Below are 19282 nucleotides of genomic sequence, written 5' to 3' on the forward strand. Positions count from 1 at the left end.
CGGACGAAGGAGGAATCGGGTGTCGGAGGTCGGGCCGGACGGAGGAGGAGTCGGGCATCGGAGGTTGGGCCGGACGAAGGAAACGTCGTGCAATGGAGGACGGACGGGTCGAAGAGGCGCCGAGTGGCCGAGTCCAGATCGGGCGTAGGAAGCACCGGCCGAACGCGCCACGGGCCTGGGCGGCCGAACGGCTACGACGCCGTGGTCCCGCAGTTTCAATTGAAACTGCGAAGTGGTCCTCGGTGGATGCGCAGTTTCAATTGAAACTGCGCCCGTTTCCCCTCGTTCGGCGACTCGTCACTGCTCTACCTCGCCCGAGGTGGAGGGGCGTTCACCCACGTCCGCGAGCGGCGTTGGGTGCCGGTTGGGGAGGTTTCGGCGGTTGCCTGGGGGTGCAGTTTCAATTGAAACTGTAGATCATCTGGTGAAGCGCCTGAGGGGTTCGGGTGAGATCGCCTCGTTGGGACCGCGGTTGGGTCAGCGGGTGAGGAGGGTGTCGGCGTTTCCGGTGCGGGTGTCGAGGATCGCGACTTCGCTGATCGCGGCGCGGACGTCGTCCGGTGGTTGGAGCGCGCGGAACCCGGTGGCGAGTTGGTCGTCGGTGAGGCCTTGGGCGAGGGCGCAGTGCGGGATCCAGGCGCCGGGGAAGTAGTAGGCCGAGGGGTTCTGCACCCGGCCCGCCAGCGCGTCGTGCACCGCCGAGTGCACCGCCAGCAGCTCGGCATCCACCACCGCGCCGAGCAGCAGCGCCCGGTCCTCGCCGGGGAACGTGCCGAGCGTGTGCAGCCAGAGGTCCGGGATGGACAGCAGGTCCAGCTCAGCGCGCACCGCCTTGCGGGCCGCCGCCGGGATGCTCCCCGCCGCGGCCAGGACCACGTGCGGGCGGTGCCTGCCGACCGGGCTCGGCACCCCCGCGTCGGTCAACCGCCGCTGCAGGCCGCGGACCTCCGACTCGGTGCGGTCGTCGAAGAAGAAGACCAGCGCGTGCGCCATCAGTGCTCCCCGGGCAGCGCGAAGCGCCCGTCGTCGGTCTGCTCCACCAGCCCGTCCACCAGCAGCGAGTCCAGGCAGCGGTCGCGCTGCCCGGCGTCGGACCACACCGCGTCCAACTGCTCGCGCAGCACCGGTCCCGAGGACCCGCGCAGCACGTCGAGCAGCTTCCCGCGCACCTGCCGGTCGGTGCCCGCGAACTTCTGCACCTTCTTCGGTGGGCCCGCGTAGGCCGGACGACCGGCGTGCTGCCAAGCGCAGTCGTGCGCGATCGGGCACGACTCGCACAGCGGCGAACGCACCGTGCACACGACCTGCCCGAGCTCCATCAGCGCGGCGGAGAGCTTCGCCGCCGAAGCATCGTCGTCCGGGAGCAGCGCCTCGACGTCGGCGAGGTCCCGCTTGGTGGAAGGCGGCCCAGCGTCCCCAGCCCCGTGCACGGCCCGCGCCACAACCCGCCGCACGTTCGTGTCAACAACCGGAGCGCGCTTCCCGTAGGCGAAGGCAGCGACGGCCCGCGCGGTGTAAGCCCCCACCCCCGGCAGCGCCAGCAGGGTTTCGACATCCGAAGGAACAACGTCACCGTGCTCCGCGGCGATGGTCGCGGCGGCCTCGTGCAAGCGAAGGGCGCGCCGCGGGTACCCGAGCTTCCCCCAAGCCCGCACGACCTCGCCCTGCGACTCGGCAGCCAGGTCAGAGGGCCGCGGCCACCGCCGCATCCACTCCTCCCAGATCGGCTGGACCCGCTTGACCGGGGTCTGCTGCAGCATGGTCTCGCTGACCAGCACCCCCCACCCAGTGGTCCCGGCAGCCCGCCAAGGCAAAGCCCGCCCAGAAGCGGCGAACCACGAGATCAACTCACCAGGCTCCAAGGCCAACCCAACGAACCCCACACCAGAACTCTCCATGACCCCCCAATCCTGCCAAACCCCAACCCCTGAAAACACAAGCCCACCCGCCAACAACCCACCCACCCCGCCACCACCCACCGCCCCCACCCCACAACCCATGCAACCCCACCTCCACAAAACACCCCTCCGCAGGCCCGCCCGGTATCGCCTCCAGCGCCCAAAGCGCCGATCGTCGCCGCCTCTTCGCAGGCCCGCCCGGTATCGCCTCCAGCGCCCAAAGCGCCGGACGTCACTACTCCTCCGCAGGCCCACCTCGTATCGCCGCCAGCCTTAAAGCGCCGAACCTCACGCGATTTCGATTGAAATTGCCTCACCACCCCACCGCACCCCCCGTCCAAAACGACGGCAATTTCGATTGAAATCGCTACACCCCCAAAGCAACCCCCCACCGCTTTGAACCCAAAGGAACCCGGCACGCAACGGCACCTCGCCACCCCAACTCCACCCAGTAGCACCACCGCTCGCCCCAGGTGTCCCCCGTTCAACCGTCCACCGAGCCCCTGGTTCGGTACCCGCCTAGGGCTCACCGCTGCCGTTTGGGTGTCGTCGTGCTGCCGGTCGTGCGCGGGGTTGCTGGTTCAGCACCCACCCGAAGCTCACCCCCGCTCTCCAGGCAGTTGTCCTGCTACCCGCTGAGTCCCTGAGCCAGCACCCCCCCGATCGCACTCCGTAGGGCGAATTCCCCAAGCAGCACCCGATCGGGTGATCAACGACAGCGCTGTTCGGAGTAGTCGCCGGGTTACTGTCGTGCCGTGCTTGATCCGAACGGGCCGTTGCCGCCCGCGGTGTACTGGCGACGCCGCGTGGTGGCGATCGTCGCGGTGCTGCTCGCGGTCGTCCTGCTCGGCTGGGGAGCGGTGGTGCTCCTGAGCGGGTCGGGAGCGCAGCCGCAGGCCGCCCCACCGCCGGGGCAACCGGTCGCGATAGCCGCGGACGAGCCACCGCCGCAGTGCCCGGACGAAGCGATCCGGGTGGTCGCGGAGGTGCCCCGCCCCGAGTTCCGGGTCGGCGACCGGATCCCCATGAGCATGGTGGTCACCAACGCGGGCGAGCGCCCTTGTGTGCGCGACACCAACCGCACGCTGCGCGAGCTGACCGTGACCTCCCAGTCCGGCAAGCACGTGTGGTCCAGCAACGACTGCTACGCGGAGTCGACCAACGAGCGACCGCTGCTGCAGCCAGGCGAGTCGGTTCGCAACGACGTCGAGTGGTCCGGCCTGACCTCCACCCCGGACTGCGGTCCCGACCAGGCCAAGGCCGCCGAAGGCCAGTACAGGGTCGTCGCCCGCCTGGACTCCCTGAACAGCTCCCCAGTCGAATTCCGCCTGATCCCCTGACCCCGACCGCCATGACCTCGTGAGTGGCGATGGTGGTTGTTGCGACCATCCCCGCTCACGAGGGAGTCAGGTGAAGGGGTCGATGATGGTCGATTCGGCGAGGCGGGAGAGACCTTCTCGGACCAGGCGGGCTTGGGCTTCGCCCAGCGCGTCCACCTCGCGCAGTTCGTCCACCGTGGCTGCGAGGAGGCGCTGCAGGGAGCCGAAGTGCTCCACCAGGCGGCGGCGGACCGCCGCGGGCAGCCTCGGCACGCGGGCCAGCAGGCGGTAGCCGCGCGGGCTCAGGTGCTGGTCCAGGGCTTCCGGGGTGTCCGGGTACCCGAAGGCGGCGGCGATCGCGGTGAGGTCCAGCAGCTCGGTCCCGTCGAGCTTGCGCAGGGCCGCGCCCACCTGCTCCGAGGTCGGCATCGCGCCGTTGGTGGGCAGGTACTCCTGCACGATCAGCTCGCGGTCCAGGTCGATGCCGTCGCGGCCGCGCCGGGCGTCGCGCAGCGGGCCGACCAGCTCGTCGAGCTGCAGCTCGATCAGCCTGCCGTCGCCGCCGAGCTCGATCACGTCGCCTTCGATCTCGTCGGCGATCCGGCGCACCATCTCCATCCGCTGCACGACGGTCATCGCGTCCCGCAGCGTCACGTAGTCCTGGATCTCCAGGGCCGACAGCGCCTGCGCGACCTCGGCCAGCCGCGCGGTGTAGCGCTCCAGGGTGGCCAGCGCCTGGTTGGCGCGGGAGAGGATCTCCGGCGAGCCGATCAGCACGTGCCGGTGGCCCTGCGTGTAGACGCTGATGATGCTCATCGACTGGCTGACCGACACCACCGGGTAGCCGGTCTGGATCGCGGTGCGCTCCGCGGTGCGGTGCCGGGTGCCGGACTCCTCGGTGGGCGTGCTCGCATCGGGAACCAGGTGGACGTTGGCCCGCATGATCCGCTGGGCGTCGGTGGACAGCACCACCGCACCATCCATCTTGGACAGTTCGCGCAGCCGGGTGGCGCTGAACTCGATGTCCAGGTGGAACCCGCCGTCGCAGAGCGCTTCCACGGTGGGGTCGTAGCCGAGCACGATCAGCCCGCCGGTGCGGCCGCGCAGGATGCGCTCCAGGCCGTCGCGCAGCGCGGTTCCGGGCGCCAGCCGGGCCAGCGTGGCGCGCAGCGCCTCGTGGCTCATGCTCACCTCACGATCTTGAGCGCGTCGCCGATGTTGGACACCACCGTGGCCCGCACGCCCTTGGGCAGCGGTCCGGAGTCCGGGGGCACCAGCGCTCGATCGAAGCCCAGCCGCGCGGCCTCCGCCAGCCGGCGGCCGACCCCGTTGACCCGGCGGATCTCGCCCGCCAGGCCGACTTCGCCGACCACGACCAGGTTCGGCGGCAGCGGTTTGCTCTTCCGCGAGGACGCGATGGCCAGCGCGACGGCGAGGTCCGCGGCGGGTTCGTTCACGCGTTGCCCGCCGACCGTCGCGGCGAACACGTCGTACTCGCCGGTGGGGATCTTGCCGTGCTTTCCCAGCACGGCCAGCGTCATGGACACCCGCGCCGAGTCGAGCCCGCTGACCGACCGGCGCGGCATCGCCATCTGGGTCTGCATCAGCAGCGCCTGGACCTCGACCAGCAGCGGCCGCTTGCCCTCGACCATGACGGTCACCGCGGTGCCGTCGACGACGGTCTCCTGCCGGTTGATGAACAGCCCGGAGGGGTCGGGGACCTCGGCGATGCCGTCGTCGCGCTGCTCGAAGCAGCCGACCTCGTCGGCGGGGCCGAACCGGTTCTTCACCCCGCGCAGCATCCGCAGCGCCGAGTGGCGGTCGCCCTCGAAGTGCAGCACCACGTCGACCAGGTGTTCCAGCACGCGGGGTCCGGCCACCGCGCCGTCCTTGGTGACGTGCCCGACGAGCACCACCGGCAACCCGCGCTCCTTGGCCAGCGCCACCAGCGCGGTGGTGACCGCCCGGACCTGGGTGACGCCGCCGGGGCTGCCCTCGGCGTCGGGGGACTGCACGGTCTGCACCGAGTCGACGATCAGCAGGCCGGGCTTGACCGCGTCGACGTGCCCCAGCACGGCGGAGAGGTCGCTCTCCGCGCCGAGGTAGAGCTGCGGGTGCACCGAGTCCGTCCGCTCCGCTCGCAACCGCACCTGACCTGCGGATTCCTCGCCCGTGACGTACAGCGACGGGCCGCGCGCGGAGTTGGTGGCCCAGCGGTGGGCGACCTCCAGCAGCAGTGTGGACTTGCCCACTCCGGGCTCACCGGCCAGCAGCACGACCGCGCCGGGCACGATGCCGCCGCCGAGTACCCGGTCCAGCTCGCCGATGCCGGTGGACACCGCGCGGGCCGAGTCCAGGTCGACCTCGGCGATCGGGCGGGCCGGGGTGGCCGGGGCACCGGCGCTGACCTTGGCCAGCGCGGGGCGGGCGGGGGCGGCCTCCTCGACGGTGCCCCACGCCTGGCAGCTCGGGCAGCGCCCGACCCACTTGGCGACCTCGTGGCCGCAGTCGGCGCAGCGGAAGGCGGGGCGGGCGGCTCGGGCGTTCTTGGGCGGCACGTGGCGAGGCTATCCGCCCGGGACGACGGCGCGACCACGACGTGCGCCCGAGACGCGGATCGGGCCGCCCGCTGCTGCGGACGGCCCGATCCGGGTAGCTGTGGGGGTCAGTGACCGCCTTCGCCGTCGTGCTGCTCGGGGCGCGGCTTCTGGTCCTCGCTGATCGGCACCTGGACGGTGACCGGGCCGGCCTTCTCGAACACGAAGGTCACCGGGATGGTCACGCCGGGGGTGATGTCCTGCTTGAACCCGTTCAGCGTGATCTGCACCTGACGTCCGCCGGCGGCCTCGACCTGCGCCTTCTGCTCGGCGGAGGCGCCGGTGGCGTGCAGCGCGGTGCGGCTGGGCAGGGTGGTGTCCCCGCCGATGGTGGCCGGCGCGGTGGTGTAGTCGCTGGTGACCTGGACGAGCCTGTCGGCCGCGCCCTCGTTGGCCAGCACCACCTCCAGCGGTGCGGAGGACCCGGCCGGGTAGACCGTGCCGGTGCTCGGGAAGGTGAACATGGCGTTGCGGATGGCGATGTCCTGGACATCACCGCTACCGCCGTTCACGGCGGCGACCTGGGTGTCGGTCTCGGTCACCTGACCGGCACTGCACCCAGCGAGGGCGACGACGGCGCCGAGCCCGATTGCGGCCGGGATCAACCGCAGGCGGACGGCCTTGTGGTGCTGAGGGCGGCTCACGGTTGCAGCGTCCTTCCTGATTGCCGGACAACCAGGTGGAGCTTAATGCCCCGCCCGCGCGGGGGTGCTCCAGGGTCTTGCCGAGCTACGCATCGACCGGTGCCCGGGTGGGGTGCGCGCACCCCTGGCATTGATGTCCATTGTGGACGATTTCAGTGGGCCGAAAGGTCTCGCCTTGCACGTTCGGGTGCCCTTTGTCAACCCCAGTCCACGGCCTGACCTGCGATTACGGATGGTGGGGCGTCGAAGACGAGTTGCTTGGCGTGGTAAAGTGGGCATAGCGAAAGGGGCAGAGGACACATGGTTTTCAAGGTCGGAGAGACCGTCGTCTACCCGCATCACGGTGCCGCGCTCATCGAAGCAATCGAGACTCGTGTGATCAAGGGCGAGGAGAAGCAGTACCTCGTCCTCAAGGTCGCGCAGGGCGACCTGACCGTGCGCGTTCCCGCGGACAACGCCGAGATCGTCGGCGTCCGGGACGTGGTCGGCCAGGAGGGTCTCGATCGGGTCTTCGACGTGCTGCGGGCCCCGCACACCGAAGAGCCCACCAACTGGTCTCGACGGTACAAGGCCAACCTGGAGAAGCTCGCCTCCGGCGATGTGAACAAGGTGGCCGAAGTGGTGCGCGACCTCTGGCGACGCGAGAAGGATCGTGGCCTGTCCGCAGGCGAGAAGCGGATGCTGGCGAAGGCCCGTCAGATCCTGGTCAGCGAGTTGGCGCTGGCCGAGGGCACTGATGAGGGCAAAGCGGAAACCCTGCTGGACGAAGTCCTCGCCACCGCGGTTTGATCATCGGGAACGGGCGGGCGTGAGCGTAGTCGCGCTGGTCCCCGCGGCTGGCCGCGGGGTGCGCTTGGGGTTGGGGATGCCCAAGGCGCTGGTTCCGGTGAGTGGTGAATCGTTGTTGTTGCGCGCGGTCCGCGGCCTGCTGGCCGCGGGCTGCGTGCAGCACGTCGTCGTGGCGGCCCCGCCCGAGCAGGTCGAGCTGGTGGCCGCGGAACTGGCCGAGCTCCCGGCCGCGCACGTGGTTCCCGGGGGTTCGGAGCGGACCGATTCGGTGCGCCTCGCGCTCGACGTCGTAGCGCAGGTCGCGCCGGAGGCGCGGGTCGTGCTGGTGCACGATGCCGCACGTGCTTTCACCCCGGCGTCGGTGGTCCAGGACGTCGTGCGGGCGGTCGAGCAGGGCGCGCCCGCGGTGATCCCGGTGCTGCCGGTCTCGGACACGATCAAGCGCGTCGACCAGGCCGGGGACGTCGTCTCGACCGTGGACCGCGCCGAGCTCCGCGCCGTCCAGACCCCCCAGGGCTTCGCCATCGACGTGCTGCGCGAGGCGTACGCGGCGGCCGGTGACATCGCCACCGACGACGCGGGCCTGGTGGAGCGGATCGGCGGCAAGGTGCACACCGTCGCGGGCCACCCGCACGCGTTGAAGATCACCACCGCGTTCGACCTGGCCATCGCCGAGTCGGTGCTGGCGGCGGGGGCCCCACAGAACTCTGGAGAACTCGCGTGAGCGATCTGCTGCCCCGCGTCGGGCAGGGCGTCGACGTCCACCCGGTCGAACCCGGCCGCGACTGCTGGGTCGCCGGGCTGCACTGGCCGGGGGTGGACGGCTGCGCCGGTCACTCCGACGGCGACGTCGCCTCGCACGCGCTGTGCGACGCGCTGCTGTCGGCGGCCGGGCTGGGCGACCTCGGAGCGGTGTTCGGCACCGACGACGACCGCTGGGCGGGTGCGCACGGGGTGGACTTCCTGGCCGAGGTGCGGGACCGCGTCACCGCGGCTGGTTTTCGCATCGGCAACGCGACGGTGCAGGTCATCGGCAACGCGCCGCGGATCGGCAAGCGCCGCGAGGAGGCGCAGCAGGCGCTCTCGGCGGCCATCGGGGCGCCGGTCTCCGTCGCTGGCACCACCTCCGACGGCCTCGGCCTCACCGGGCGCGGCGAGGGCATCGCCGCGATCGCCACGGCCCTGGTCTTCCCGGCGCCCTGACGAGCTCCGGGTGACAGCCCGGTAGCTGGGCGTGACGGGTTGGCGGAGTCAGGGAAAACTCAGGGGCCGCGACCTGGAATGCCAGGGTCGCCGCGCGCGATGCTCAACACATGGTGATCGAGCGGAACCGGTGGGTGCGTCGGCTGCTCGTGGGGCAGCCGTTGGTGGGGTGGCCAGTGTCGTTCGTGCTGTGGTCCGGGGGCGGTGGGTTCGGGCTGGCGCTGGCGGTGGTCCTGCTGTGGGTGAGCACTGCGGTCTGCGTCGCGGGCATCGTCGTCCCGATGCGCGGTCAGGAGGCGCGGCGCTGTTGAGCGTTGCCAGTTCTCCCGGCCTCGCGGTGGCAATTGAGGTGCGGGTGAGCTTGGCCGCACATCGGTGCCGCCGGGGCCCGGCGCGCATACCTTGGGCCACGTGACTCTGCGCGCGGTGCTCTTCGACTTCTCCGGCACGCTGTTCCGCCTCGAGGAAGATCCGTCCTGGTACGCCGACCTCACCGACGCCGACGGCGCCCCCTTCGACCTCGCCGCCCAGGCCGAGATCATGCGCCGGATGACCGCGCCCACTGGGCAGGTCGTCCAGCTCGACGCCGAGTACCAGCACGCCTGGGACAACCGCGACCTCGACCCCGAGCTGCACCGCAAGGTCTACGTGGAGGTGCTGCGCAGCTCCGGGGTGCCCGACGGCCAGGCCGAGGGTCTGTACGAGCGGCTGATCGACCCCGACTACTGGACCGAGTACCCGGACGCGGCGGAGGTGCTGCGCCGACTGCGCGAATCCGGGGTGAAGGTCGGTGTGATCAGCAACATCGCCTTCGACATCCGTCCCGCGTTCGAGCGGATCGGTGTCACCCAATACGTCGATGAGTTCCTGCTGTCCTACCTCGAAGGCGTGATCAAGCCGGACGCGAAGATCTTCCTGCGCGCCTGCGAACGGCTCGGCGTGGCGCCGGAGGAGGCGCTGATGGTCGGGGACAGCGAGGAGGCCGACGGCGGGGCCGCAGCGGTCGGTTGCCAGGTGGCGATCGTGGAACCGGTCCCCACCGCCGAGCGCCGCGAGGGCCTGCTGACCGCCGTGGGCGACCTGCTGCGCTGACCGTCACTGCGCTCTTGACGCGACCGCCCCTGTCGTGATTGGGCCCGAACCGGCCCCCGTACCATCGGGGTTGTGAGCCTGCAGCTGCATGACACCGCGACCCGCACGACGCGCGAGTTCCACCCGCGCTGCGACGGAGTGGCGTCGATCTACGTCTGTGGTGCCACCGTGCAGGGCGTCCCCCACGTCGGCCACGTTCGCAGCGGCCTCAACTTCGACGTGCTCCGCCGCTGGTTGCAGCACCACGGCTACGACGCGCGCCTGGTCCGCAACGTGACCGACATCGACGACAAGATCCTCACCAAGGCCGCCGAGGCCGGTCGGCCCTGGTGGGAGTGGGCCGCCACGCACGAGCGCGCCTTCGAGCGGGCCTACGACCAGCTCGGCTGCCTGCCACCGTCGGCGCTGCCCCGCGCGACCGGGCACGTCACGCAGATGGTCGACCTGATCCAGCGCCTGGTCGACAAGGGCCACGCTTACGCGGCGGGCGGCGACGTCTACTTCTCGGTCGCCTCCTACGCCGACCAGTACGGCAAGCTGTCCGGGCAGCGCCTCGACGAGGTGCAGCAGGGCGAGACGCTGGCCAGCGGCAAGCAGGACCCGCGCGACTTCACGCTGTGGAAGGGCGCCAAGCCCGGCGAGCCGAGCTGGCCGACGCCGTGGGGCAGCGGTCGGCCCGGCTGGCACCTGGAGTGCTCGGCGATGGCCACCTTCTACCTGGGCAGCGAGTTCGACATCCACGGCGGCGGGCTCGACCTGGTCTTCCCGCACCACGAGAACGAGCTGGCGCAGTCCAACGCCGCCGGGGACGGCTTCGCCCAGTACTGGATGCACAACGCCTGGGTGACCATGAGCGGCGAGAAGATGTCGAAGTCGCTGGGCAACGTGCTGTCCATCCCGGAGGTGCTGAAGCGGGCCCGCGCGGCCGAGCTGCGGTACTACCTGGTCACCCCGCACTACCGGTCCACCATCGAGTTCTCCGAGGAGGGCCTGTCCGAGGCGGTGGCCACCTACCGCCGCATCGAGTCGTTCGTGCGGCGGGTCGGGCAGCGCACCGGTGCCGTCGGGCACGGCGAGGTGGCGGCGGAGTTCGCCGCGGCGATGGACGACGACCTGTCCACGCCGCAGGCGATCGCGGCGGTGCACAACGTGGTCCGCGAGGGCAACGCGGCGCTGGACCGGGGCGAGGACGAGTCGGCCCGCAGCGCGGCGGCGTCCGTGCGGGCGATGACCGACGTGCTCGGGCTGGACCCGCTGTCCGAGCAGTGGGCCGAGGACTCCGGCGCGGACGACGCCGCGCTGCGCGCGCTCGGCGAGCTGGTGGAGGCCATGCTGGAGCAGCGCAGGCAGGCCCGCGCGGAGCGCGACTTCGCCACCGCGGACCTGCTGCGGGACCGGCTGCAGGCCAGCGGGATTGCCGTCGAGGACACCCCCGACGGCCCGATGTGGACACTGAAAGACGGGTAACACGTGGCTGGCAACGACAAGCGCCGCGGCGGCATGCGCAAGTCCAACAAGAAGGGCATGGTCGTCGGTTCCGGCGGGCAGCGGCGCAGGGGCCTGCGCGGCAAGGGCCCGACGCCGAAGGCGGAGGAGCGCGTCAGCCACCCCGCGAAGCGGCGCGCGGACGCGCGCGCGAAGGCTGAGCAGCAGCGCGCGAAGCGCCAGGCGGCGGCGGAGTCGCAGCCGGAGCTGGTGTGCGGGCGCAACCCGGTGGTGGAGTGCGTCCGGGCGGGCGTGCCCGCGAGCGGGCTGTTCGTCGCGCAGGGCATCGACATCGACGACCGGGTCACCGAAGCGGTCCGGGAGGCGAAGGCGCGCGGCATCTCGGTGGTCGACGTGCCGCGCGTCGAGCTGGACCGGATGACGCACAACGCGGTGCACCAGGGCCTCGCGCTCCAGGTGCCGCAGTTCAAGTACGCGCACCCGGAGGAAGTGCTGCAGGCGGCGCGCGACTCCGGCCTGCCGCCGCTGATCGTGGCGCTCGACGGGGTAACCGACCCGCGCAACCTCGGTGCGGTGATCCGCTCGGCGGCGGCCTTCGGCGCGCACGGCGTGATCGTGCCGCAGCGCCGAAGCGCCGGGATCACCGCCGTGGCCTGGCGCACCAGCGCGGGCACCGCGGCGAAGCTCCCGGTGGCCAAGGCAGTGAACCTGACCCGCACGCTGAAGGACCTCAAGAGCGAGGGCCTGATGGTGATCGGCCTCGACGCGGACTCCGACGTGAACTCGGACGAGCTGGAGCTGGCCACCGGCCCGCTGGTGGTGGTCGTCGGCTCCGAGGGCCGGGGCCTGTCCCGCCTGGTTCGGGAGACTTGCGACCAGACGGTCTCGATCCCGATGGCGGCGGGGGTCGAGTCCCTCAACGCGTCGGTCGCCGCAGGCGTCGTCCTCGCCGAAGTCGCCCGCCGCCGCCGGATCCACTGACCCCACCGGGGTTCCCGCCCGGGGACCCCGGCCCCGGCCGCTGGCGGGGGCCTCCGCGCCTCCGCCGACTGGGTCCAGTCCCGGCCTCCTGCCGGGGGCCGGTTCCGTCTCCCCGGCCGCGATCTCAGTGGAAGCCACCCCGGACGTGCACGCCCACCCCGGTGTGTCCGGTACCCGACGCGCTCCGGCGTGTCCGGCACCCGACACGCCGGGGTTTGCAGTTTCAATTGAAACTGCGGTCCGGGTGGGTCACTGGTGCTGGCTGAAGATCGTGTCGAAGGTCAGGGCCGAGGCGAGGGTCATGCTCAGGAGTGGATCCTGGAGCGGCCGGTAGATCTGCAGGACGTAGTTGTCCGCCGTGGTGAAGGCCGCCTTCGCCAGGCCCTGCCAGGTCTTGGTGATCTGGCCGATCTCCTGGTCCGCGTGGTCGAGGACCTTGATGTCCCAGGCGCGCAGGTTCTCCGCCTGCAGGCCGCCGACGCGCTGGCCGCCGATCTCGAAGTTGAAGCGCGCCTTGCCCCAGAAGTTCGCCAACCGAATCTCGCCGATCGGCGACTGGTCCGCGCGCTGCACGTGGACGGTGCCCTTCCACAGCGTCGCCGGGCGGGTCAGCAGCAGGTGCGGGCGGCCGGTGATGTCCCGGATCTCCAGCTTGACCGTCATCAGCGAGTCGAGCTTGGTGAACGCCCGCAGCGCCTTCTGCGCGCCGTTCTGCCCGACCTGCACGACCGAGCCGAGCTGGCGCCCGTGCTGGTCGTAGATGGCGTACTCGTTGGACATCTCGATGAGCTTGGCCTGCTGGTTGATCACCAGCACCGGCTCGGTGAACAGCGTCCCGCCGCCACCGGTGACCTGGCCGCCGACCCCCGCGCGCTGCTGGACCTGCTGCTGGATCGACGCGGCGTTGCCGGTGCCGCCCACGGACAGCTCCGCGACCGAGGCGTCACCCTGCGGCGGTGGGGCCGGTGCCTGGGCTGGCTGGACGTGCGGGGTCCACTGGCGGCCGTCCCACCAGCGGACGTAGCGCTGGTCGGCCTGGTCCGGGTACCAGCCTGGCGGGGGAGCGTTCATGAGCCCCAGGCTAGGTGATCGGCGCTGCCGCCGTCCGCGCTTTCGGCTGCCGCGCGGGCCACTGTTCTGCCTGGTCAGGACAAAGCGGATGTTTCAACCCGAGCCGTTTCGGCTCGGTGACGTTCCGGGCTCGGATAGAGTCCGAGCAGCAATCATCCAGGGGAGGCGAGGGCCTCCCGCACTCCGAGGCCCCGATGTCGTTCGCAAGCTCCCTGTTCCTCTGGTACTTCCTGCCGGCCGTGCTGGCGGCGGTGCTGATCGCCCCGCGCGCCGGGCGCAACGCCGTCGTCGCGGTGGCGAGCCTGCTGTTCTACGCCAGCGGCGCGGGCGGCACCACGCTGCTGCTGCTGTCGTGCATCGTGGTGAACTACTTCGCCGGGCTGCGGCTGGAACCGGTCGAGTGGGGCTTCGAGCGGAACCGGCGCCGGTGGGTGCTGATCGGCACGGTGTCGTTCAACCTGGCGATCCTGGCGGTGTGGAAGTACGCGGGGTTCGCCACCGAGCAGCTGGCGGTGCTCAGCAGCTGGTTCGGCGGTGACTTCCCGGTGCTGCACCTGGCGCTGCCGATCGGCATCTCTTTCTACACGTTCCACCACATCTCCTACGTGGTGGACATCTACCGCGGCGAGCGGCCCGCGCTGCGCAACCCGGTCTCGTTCATCACCTACATCGCGATGTTCCCGCAGCTGGTGGCGGGTCCGATCGTGCGCTACCGGGAGATCGCCGACCAGCTGCCGCAGCAACGCACCCACCGGCTCGACGACATCGCGGCGGGCTTCCCGCGGTTCGCGTGGGGGTTGACGAAGAAGGTCGTCATCGCCGACGCGCTGTCGCCGATGGTGGACGCCTGCTTCGCGACCCCGGACGAGGACATGACGTTCGCGATCGCCTGGCTGGGGGCGATCGGCTACGCGGTGCAGCTGTACTTCGACTTCTCCGGGTACTCGGACATGGCGATCGGCCTGGGCCGGATGCTGGGGTTCCGGCTGCCGGAGAACTTCGCCCGGCCGTACTCGTCGGTGACCGTCACGGAGTTCTGGCGCCGCTGGCACATGTCGCTGTCGCGCTGGTTCCGGGACTACGTCTACATCCCGCTGGGCGGCAACCGCGGCGGCCAGGCCCGCACCTACCGGAACCTGGCGATCATCTTCGTGCTGACCGGCTTCTGGCACGGCGCGGCCTGGACGTACCTGGTGTGGGGCCTGTTCCACGGCCTGCTGCTGGTGGTCGAGCGCGCGTTCGGTTGGGCGCACGCCCCGGCCGACCTCCCCGCCCGCCTGGCCCGCCGCGCGCTGACGATGCTGCTGGTGGTGGTCGGCTGGGTGTTCTTCCGCTCCCCGGACCTGAGCAGCGCCTTCGTCATGCTGGGCCACATGCTGGTCCCGGATTTCGCGGGCCTGACCGACATCGTGGCGGCGGCGGTGACCAACCAGCGGGTGGTGTTGCTGCTGCTGGCGCTGGTGGTGGTGTTCCTGCCGGCGAACGCGGGTACCGGCCCGTTCCTGGAGTCGGTGCGCACCCCGCAGGCCTACGCGCTGCGCATCGGTGTTCTCACCCTCGGCCTCGGCTACTCGGGCCTCCTGGTCGCCACCGGCTCCTTCAGCCCCTTCCTCTACTACCAGTTCTGACCAGCGGTTCCGGTGCCCGGTCGGGATCAGCGAACCGGTGCCCACCCACCTCGGGGCCTTGGCGACCCAGCCCTCCCGTGAGCTCCGCTTCCGGGTGTGAAGCGGTGTTCGGCGGGGATGAGTGGGGAAGTCTTGGGGGAGCGCGCGGCTCTTCGTGCGGGGGAGGTGTCGGTGAGTACCCGAAGTGAGCGCTCCGAGGCCGGGCCGGACGGGCTGGCGGACTGGGTGCAGATCGCTCCGCAGGGGCTGCCTGACGGCCCCGTCCTGCTGTGCACTCCTGGTGGTGTTGTGGTGCGTGCGACCGCGCAGGCTGCCGCGTTGCTCGGGTACGAGGGGCCCGATGACCTCGTCGGGCGGCAGCTCGAGGAGGTGGGGGTCCGCGAGGGCCCGCCGGATGGCGGTGGGCGTCCTGCGGTGCGCACCGTGAGCTGGTCGGCCGGGCAGTTGGTGTGCACCGTGCTCTGCGACGTCTCGGACCTGACCGCCGCCCCGGCCCACCCGGCCACCGGGCGGGAGGACTCGCTGGAGGAGGAGCGGGCCGACCAGATCAGCAACGCGCCGATGCTGGACCTCCAGCGGGCCGCCAAGATCGGGACCTGGCAGCTGGACCCGGCCACCGACTCGTTGCGGCTGTCGAAGGTGTTCCACGAGCTGACCGGCATCCCGCTGCGGGACGGGATGACCCTGGAGGAGTTCCTGGCCTTCGTGCACCCGCACGACCGCGACATGGTGCGCCGGAAGGTCCTCCACTCGGTGGAGCACTCCCTGCCGGTCGAGTTCGAGCACCGGTTCGTCCGCGGGGACGGCGGGCTGCGGACGCTGCGCGTGCACGGCGTGGTGAGCAAGGGACGCCGGACGATGCTGGTCGGCACCGCGCAGGACGTCAGCGCCGCCGATGACCAGGACAGCTCGGGGCTGCTGGTCGACATGGGCGCGGCCGTCGACATCCTGGCCAGGCTGCTGGAGGGGCCCGCCGCCGAGGACGTGGCCGTGCTGGCCTGCGGGATCGACAACGTCCGGCGGATCGACCACTCGCTGGGGTACGAGGCGGCGGCCGACGTGGAGGCCTCCGTGGCGCAACGCCTGGCGGAAGGGCTCCCGGAGACGTGCATCGGCGCCCGCAGCCCCAGGTGGGAGAAGTTCATGATCGTCTGCCCGGACACCAGGGCGGTGGGCGGCGTGGAAGCGCTGATCACGCTCGTGTCCGGGCTGCTGCGCACCACGCTGCCGGTGGGCAACCACCTCGTCCAGCTGTCCGGCTCGATCGGGGTGGCGACTCCGCGCGGCGGCGGAGTCACCGCCGACGACCTGTTCCGGCACGCCGCCATCGCGGCGTCCGAGGCGCAGCAGAAGGGCTTCAACCAGGTCGTGGTGGCCGATCCCGACCTGATCTCCGCCGCGGACCGCCAGCTCCCGCTGGAAGCGCAGCTGCGGGACGCGCTGCACCGCGACGAGCTGACCCTGCACTACCAGCCGGTGGTGGCCGCCGACGGCTCCATCGTCGGGGCGGAGGCGCTGGTGCGCTGGCCACGACCGGACCGCGGGGTGGTCAGCCCCGGTGTCTTCCTGCCCGTGGCCGAGCGCTCCGGGCAGCTGCACGACCTGGACCAGTGGGTGCTGCGGACCGCGTTCCGGGACGCCGCCGGGTGGCCGCCGGTGGGCGGCCGACCGGTCTCGGTGGCGGTCAACATCGCTGGTCTGCTGCCCGGCGACCCGGACTTCGTGGACCTGGTCACCGAGGCCGTGACCGACTCGGGCATCGACTGGTACCGCGTCGAGCTCGAACTGGTCGAAACGGACCTCGTGGACCTGCGCCCGCAGAACCGGTACGCCATGGAGCGGCTCGTCGAGCGCGGTGCGCGCTTCGCGATCGACGACTTCGGCACCGGCTACTCCTCGATGGCCCGCCTGAAGCACCTGCCGGTGCAGACCATCAAGCTCGACGGCCGGTTCGTGGCCGACATCGACAGCAACAGCACCGACCTCGCCGTGTCGCAGGCCGTGTGCACGATGGCCCACGCCATGGGGCACACCTGCATCGCCGAGGGAGTCGAGACGATCGAGCAGCTGCGCGTGCTGCGGTCGATCGGGATGGACCTCTACCAGGGGTTCCTGTTCTCCCCAGCGGTACCGGCGGAGGACTTCCGGACGATGCTGGCGACCGGCGCGGCGCCCGGCTACCGGCGCTGACCAGCCTGCGCTGCGCGCGCTGATCGACCCCGCGACCAGTACCTCCGGTTCCCGGGTGCTTGACTCTACCCCCACGGGAAGGGCCTGTGATCGGGTCGGCTGCCGCTCGACTTGGTGTGATCTGCTCACCGGGATTGCGGGATCGTGCGAACCTCGGCGGGTCGGTGGCCGTCTCCCGGTGGAGCAGCTCAACCGGTCGAACCCAATCGGAGGGACCCTAAGTGACCAGCACGCTTGTCGCCGGCGCAGCAACGCACCAGGGCGGACGGGAGATCAACCAGGACGCCGTGGTCGTCGACGACGGGCTGTTCGGGCTCGCCGACGGGGTGGGCGGGTTGTCCAGCGGGGAGGTCGCCAGCAGGCTCGCGCTCGACGCGGTGAAGGCGGACTTCGCCACCGACCGCAGCGCCGCCGGGCTGCTGCGCGCCTGCCAGCAGGCCAACCGGGCGGTCCTGAGACGCGCGGACCGCGAGGAGATCACCATGGGGACCACGCTGGTCGCCGTGGCGCTGACCTCCGATGCCGGGGTGGTGGCCGCGCACGTGGGGGATTCGCGGCTCTACCGGCTGCGCGGCGGGCGGCTCGAAGGGCTCACCCGCGACCACACCGTCATCGCGGAGCTGCTGCGCGCTGGGGCGGTCAGCGAGGAAGCCGCCGACGAGCACCCGCACCGCAACGTGCTCACCCGGGCGATTGGGGTCAACCCGGAGGTCGAGGTGGACCGCATCGACCTGTCCTGCCAGCCGGGGGACCGGCTGCTGCTCTGCTCGGACGGGCTGTTCAAGACGCTGGCCACCGAGGAGATCGAGGAGGTCCTGGGGTCGGAGCCGACTCCGCAGGACGCCGCGGACCAGCTCGTCGCGGCCGCGGTGGAACAGCACGCCGACGACAACGTCAGCGTCGTGGTGGTCAACGTCGAGTGACCGCCGATCCGCCCGTTCTCGGCCGGTCGCGGTGGGTGGCCGGATAACGTTGGGGTGTGTCGCGGCAGAAGAACCTCCCCCCGGTCCACGAGGCGTGGTTGCCGCGGGAGCACCCGCTGCACCGCCCGCGGCACGGCAGGCGGCAGCTCGCGGCGCTGGTGTGCGCCGTCCTGTTCTTCACCGCACCCCTGGTCAGCTGGGTCTTCGGGGCCCGCCCGGCGCAGCTGGAGAACCGCCCGCTGGCGGCGTTCCCGAGCGTCACCGACGGCTGGGGCTTCTTCACCGGCCTGAACGCCTGGGCCACCGACCACCTGCCGTTCCGGCGGCAGGCCGTGCAGTCGGTGGACGCGCTCAGCCGCGGGGTCTTCGGCGAGCCCGCGCGGTTGGACGGCGGCTCGCACACCTCCCCGGTGGGCGCCGGGCAGGTCGACGAGAAGCCGCAGGTCAACGAGAACGTGTTCCCCTCGGTCATCGAGGGCAAGGGCGGCTGGCTCTTCCTGGGCCACGACGTGTCCTACCGGTGCGTGCCGAAGCGCTCGCTGGACGAGGTGATCGCCGGGCTGCGCCGCTGGCGCGAGGTGGTCGAGGCGTCCGGTCGGGAGTTCCAGCTGGTCATCGCGCCGGACAAGTCCACCGCGTACCCGGAGAACATGCCGGACACCTACGCGGGCGAGGACTGCTCCACGAAGGCCCGCGAGGAGTTCTGGAAGCGGGTGCCGCGCGAGACCGGGGCCCTGGACATGCGCCGCCAGCTGCGCGAGGTGGCGGACCGCAACCAGCGGCCGATCTACCACGACATCGACACGCACTGGACGCACGAGGGCGGCATCACGATGGCCTACCAGCTCGCCGAACGGCTGCAGCCGGGGACGACGAGCACCTGGGAGGTCCGGCCGTCGCGGCAGTACCCGCACAGCGCGGACATCCCGGACCTGCTGGGCCAGGACCGCACCGTGCCGATCCAGGCGTACTCGCTGGCCCCGGACGGCAGCGACGTGGACAACACCCAGTTCAAGCCGAGCGACTTCCACGAACCGCTGCACCTGGGGTCGCCGCCGAAGCCGGGCATGATCACCAAGCCGGTGCGGATGGTGGGCGACTCGTTCACCCAGTTCGCCAGCCCGTACCTGGCGGCGACGTTCACCGACCTGACGATCGTGCACCCGGACCAGGTCGCGGTGGACCCGGCGGCGACGGGCCAGCTCCTCGCCGAGGGCGAGGTGGTGACCTTCGAGCTCTCCGAGCGCTTCGTCGCCGGAGGTCGCTACCCCATGCTCGACCAGGCGGTGGCCGACCAGGTCGGCGCCGTCCTGGCCGCCCACCCCGTCCGCTGACCCTGCCCCGGCCTCGCGAACTGGGCCGGGGCGGGGCTCGTGAGTGCGAAACGGTGCTGGAGCACCGTTTCGCACTCACGACCCCCGATCGTAGGGGGGTCGGGGGGGGGTGGTGGGGGGTGGTGGGGTAGGGACACCACGGGAGTAACCGCAACAGTTTTTTGTTT

General features: G+C 71.3%; 18 protein-coding genes. 12 read left to right on the plus strand and 6 right to left on the minus strand.

The features are described 5' to 3' along the window. Positions 1-477 precede the first annotated feature (477 nt). Entirely contained in the window at positions 478-993 is a 516-nt protein-coding gene (locus tag ABT324_RS26305; RefSeq protein ID WP_351182850.1) for a 2'-5' RNA ligase family protein, read from the minus strand. Next, positions 993-1898: an iron-sulfur binding domain-containing protein gene (locus ABT324_RS26310; RefSeq protein WP_351182852.1), complete on the minus strand. Its 906-nt coding sequence runs from the start codon at positions 1896-1898 to the stop codon at positions 993-995. The genes ABT324_RS26305 and ABT324_RS26310 overlap by 1 nt, the downstream gene beginning before the upstream one ends. Positions 1899-2653: 755 nt before the next feature. Here ABT324_RS26310 and ABT324_RS26315 point away from each other — a divergent pair. Then, entirely contained in the window at positions 2654-3238 is a 585-nt protein-coding gene (locus ABT324_RS26315; RefSeq protein WP_351182854.1) for a hypothetical protein, read from the plus strand. 66 nt (positions 3239-3304) lie between these two features. Here ABT324_RS26315 and disA read toward each other — a convergent pair whose 3' ends face one another. The 3 genes from disA to ABT324_RS26330 form a co-directional block, all read right to left on the minus strand. Continuing rightward, entirely contained in the window at positions 3305-4402 is a 1098-nt protein-coding gene (gene disA, locus ABT324_RS26320) for a DNA integrity scanning diadenylate cyclase DisA (RefSeq protein ID WP_351182884.1), read from the minus strand. A 2-nt stretch (positions 4403-4404) separates the two neighbouring features. Continuing rightward, positions 4405-5775 (minus strand): DNA repair protein RadA, encoded by a 1371-nt coding sequence (radA, locus tag ABT324_RS26325; protein ID WP_351182856.1) that lies wholly within the window; start codon positions 5773-5775, stop codon positions 4405-4407. Between the two features lie 107 nt (positions 5776-5882). Then, positions 5883-6458, minus strand: a complete 576-nt coding sequence (locus tag ABT324_RS26330; RefSeq protein ID WP_351182858.1) for a copper chaperone PCu(A)C domain-containing protein — start codon at positions 6456-6458, stop codon at positions 5883-5885. A 300-nt stretch (positions 6459-6758) separates the two neighbouring features. On the opposite strand from ABT324_RS26330, the gene ABT324_RS26335 reads away from it, so the two are divergent. From ABT324_RS26335 to rlmB, 7 genes are all read left to right on the plus strand, one after another. Further along, positions 6759-7247 (plus strand): CarD family transcriptional regulator, encoded by a 489-nt coding sequence (locus tag ABT324_RS26335; RefSeq protein ID WP_009947449.1) that lies wholly within the window; start codon positions 6759-6761, stop codon positions 7245-7247. Between the two features lie 19 nt (positions 7248-7266). Next, entirely contained in the window at positions 7267-7971 is a 705-nt protein-coding gene (gene ispD / locus ABT324_RS26340) for a 2-C-methyl-D-erythritol 4-phosphate cytidylyltransferase (protein ID WP_351182860.1), read from the plus strand. Beyond that, positions 7968-8450: a 2-C-methyl-D-erythritol 2,4-cyclodiphosphate synthase gene (ispF, locus tag ABT324_RS26345; RefSeq protein ID WP_351182862.1), complete on the plus strand. Its 483-nt coding sequence runs from the start codon at positions 7968-7970 to the stop codon at positions 8448-8450. Before ispD ends, ispF begins: the two co-directional genes overlap by 4 nt. Positions 8451-8560: 110 nt before the next feature. Continuing rightward, entirely contained in the window at positions 8561-8761 is a 201-nt protein-coding gene (locus tag ABT324_RS26350) for a hypothetical protein (protein WP_351182864.1), read from the plus strand. Positions 8762-8861: 100 nt separating this feature from the next. Then, on the plus strand, positions 8862-9542 hold the full coding sequence (locus ABT324_RS26355; RefSeq protein WP_351182866.1) for an HAD family hydrolase: 681 nt from the start codon (positions 8862-8864) through the stop codon (positions 9540-9542). 72 nt (positions 9543-9614) lie between these two features. Next, positions 9615-11009, plus strand: a complete 1395-nt coding sequence (gene cysS, locus ABT324_RS26360; RefSeq protein WP_351182868.1) for a cysteine--tRNA ligase — start codon at positions 9615-9617, stop codon at positions 11007-11009. 3 nt (positions 11010-11012) lie between these two features. Beyond that, positions 11013-11969 (plus strand): 23S rRNA (guanosine(2251)-2'-O)-methyltransferase RlmB, encoded by a 957-nt coding sequence (gene rlmB, locus ABT324_RS26365; RefSeq protein ID WP_351182870.1) that lies wholly within the window; start codon positions 11013-11015, stop codon positions 11967-11969. Positions 11970-12218: 249 nt separating this feature from the next. Here rlmB and ABT324_RS26370 read toward each other — a convergent pair whose 3' ends face one another. Further along, a complete protein-coding gene (locus ABT324_RS26370) occupies positions 12219-13040 on the minus strand; it encodes a phospholipid scramblase-related protein (protein ID WP_351182872.1) in 822 nt (273 codons plus the stop codon). 194 nt (positions 13041-13234) lie between these two features. On the opposite strand from ABT324_RS26370, the gene ABT324_RS26375 reads away from it, so the two are divergent. The 4 genes from ABT324_RS26375 (at position 13235) to ABT324_RS26390 (ending at position 19115) form a co-directional block, all read left to right on the plus strand. Then, positions 13235-14668, plus strand: a complete 1434-nt coding sequence (locus ABT324_RS26375; protein ID WP_351182874.1) for an MBOAT family O-acyltransferase — start codon at positions 13235-13237, stop codon at positions 14666-14668. 171 nt (positions 14669-14839) lie between these two features. Then, a complete protein-coding gene (locus ABT324_RS26380) occupies positions 14840-16858 on the plus strand; it encodes a putative bifunctional diguanylate cyclase/phosphodiesterase (protein WP_351182876.1) in 2019 nt (672 codons plus the stop codon). A 221-nt stretch (positions 16859-17079) separates the two neighbouring features. Further along, positions 17080-17781, plus strand: a complete 702-nt coding sequence (locus ABT324_RS26385; RefSeq protein WP_351182878.1) for a protein phosphatase 2C domain-containing protein — start codon at positions 17080-17082, stop codon at positions 17779-17781. A 56-nt stretch (positions 17782-17837) separates the two neighbouring features. Beyond that, positions 17838-19115 carry an alginate O-acetyltransferase AlgX-related protein gene (locus ABT324_RS26390; RefSeq protein WP_351182880.1) on the plus strand — a complete coding sequence of 426 codons (1278 nt, stop codon included), beginning with the start codon at positions 17838-17840 and terminating at the stop codon, positions 19113-19115. Positions 19116-19282: the final 167 nt, after the last annotated feature.

Origin of the sequence: Saccharopolyspora sp. NPDC000359 (genome assembly GCF_040300525.1) — a bacterium.
Classification (GTDB): domain Bacteria; phylum Actinomycetota; class Actinomycetes; order Mycobacteriales; family Pseudonocardiaceae; genus Saccharopolyspora.

Excerpts from the sequence above, each read along its gene's own strand:
- ABT324_RS26370 (WP_351182872.1), bottom strand. The coding sequence starts at position 13,040 with ATGAACGCTCCCCCGCCAGGCTGGTACCCGGACCAGGCCGACCAGCGC.
- ABT324_RS26335 (WP_009947449.1), top strand. The coding sequence starts at position 6,759 with ATGGTTTTCAAGGTCGGAGAGACCGTCGTCTACCCGCATCACGGTGCC.
- ABT324_RS26305 (WP_351182850.1), bottom strand. The coding sequence starts at position 993 with ATGGCGCACGCGCTGGTCTTCTTCTTCGACGACCGCACCGAGTCGGAG.
- ABT324_RS26375 (WP_351182874.1), top strand. The coding sequence starts at position 13,235 with ATGTCGTTCGCAAGCTCCCTGTTCCTCTGGTACTTCCTGCCGGCCGTG.
- ABT324_RS26350 (WP_351182864.1), top strand. The coding sequence starts at position 8,561 with ATGGTGATCGAGCGGAACCGGTGGGTGCGTCGGCTGCTCGTGGGGCAG.
- ABT324_RS26310 (WP_351182852.1), bottom strand. The coding sequence starts at position 1,898 with ATGGAGAGTTCTGGTGTGGGGTTCGTTGGGTTGGCCTTGGAGCCTGGT.
- disA (WP_351182884.1), bottom strand. The coding sequence starts at position 4,402 with ATGAGCCACGAGGCGCTGCGCGCCACGCTGGCCCGGCTGGCGCCCGGA.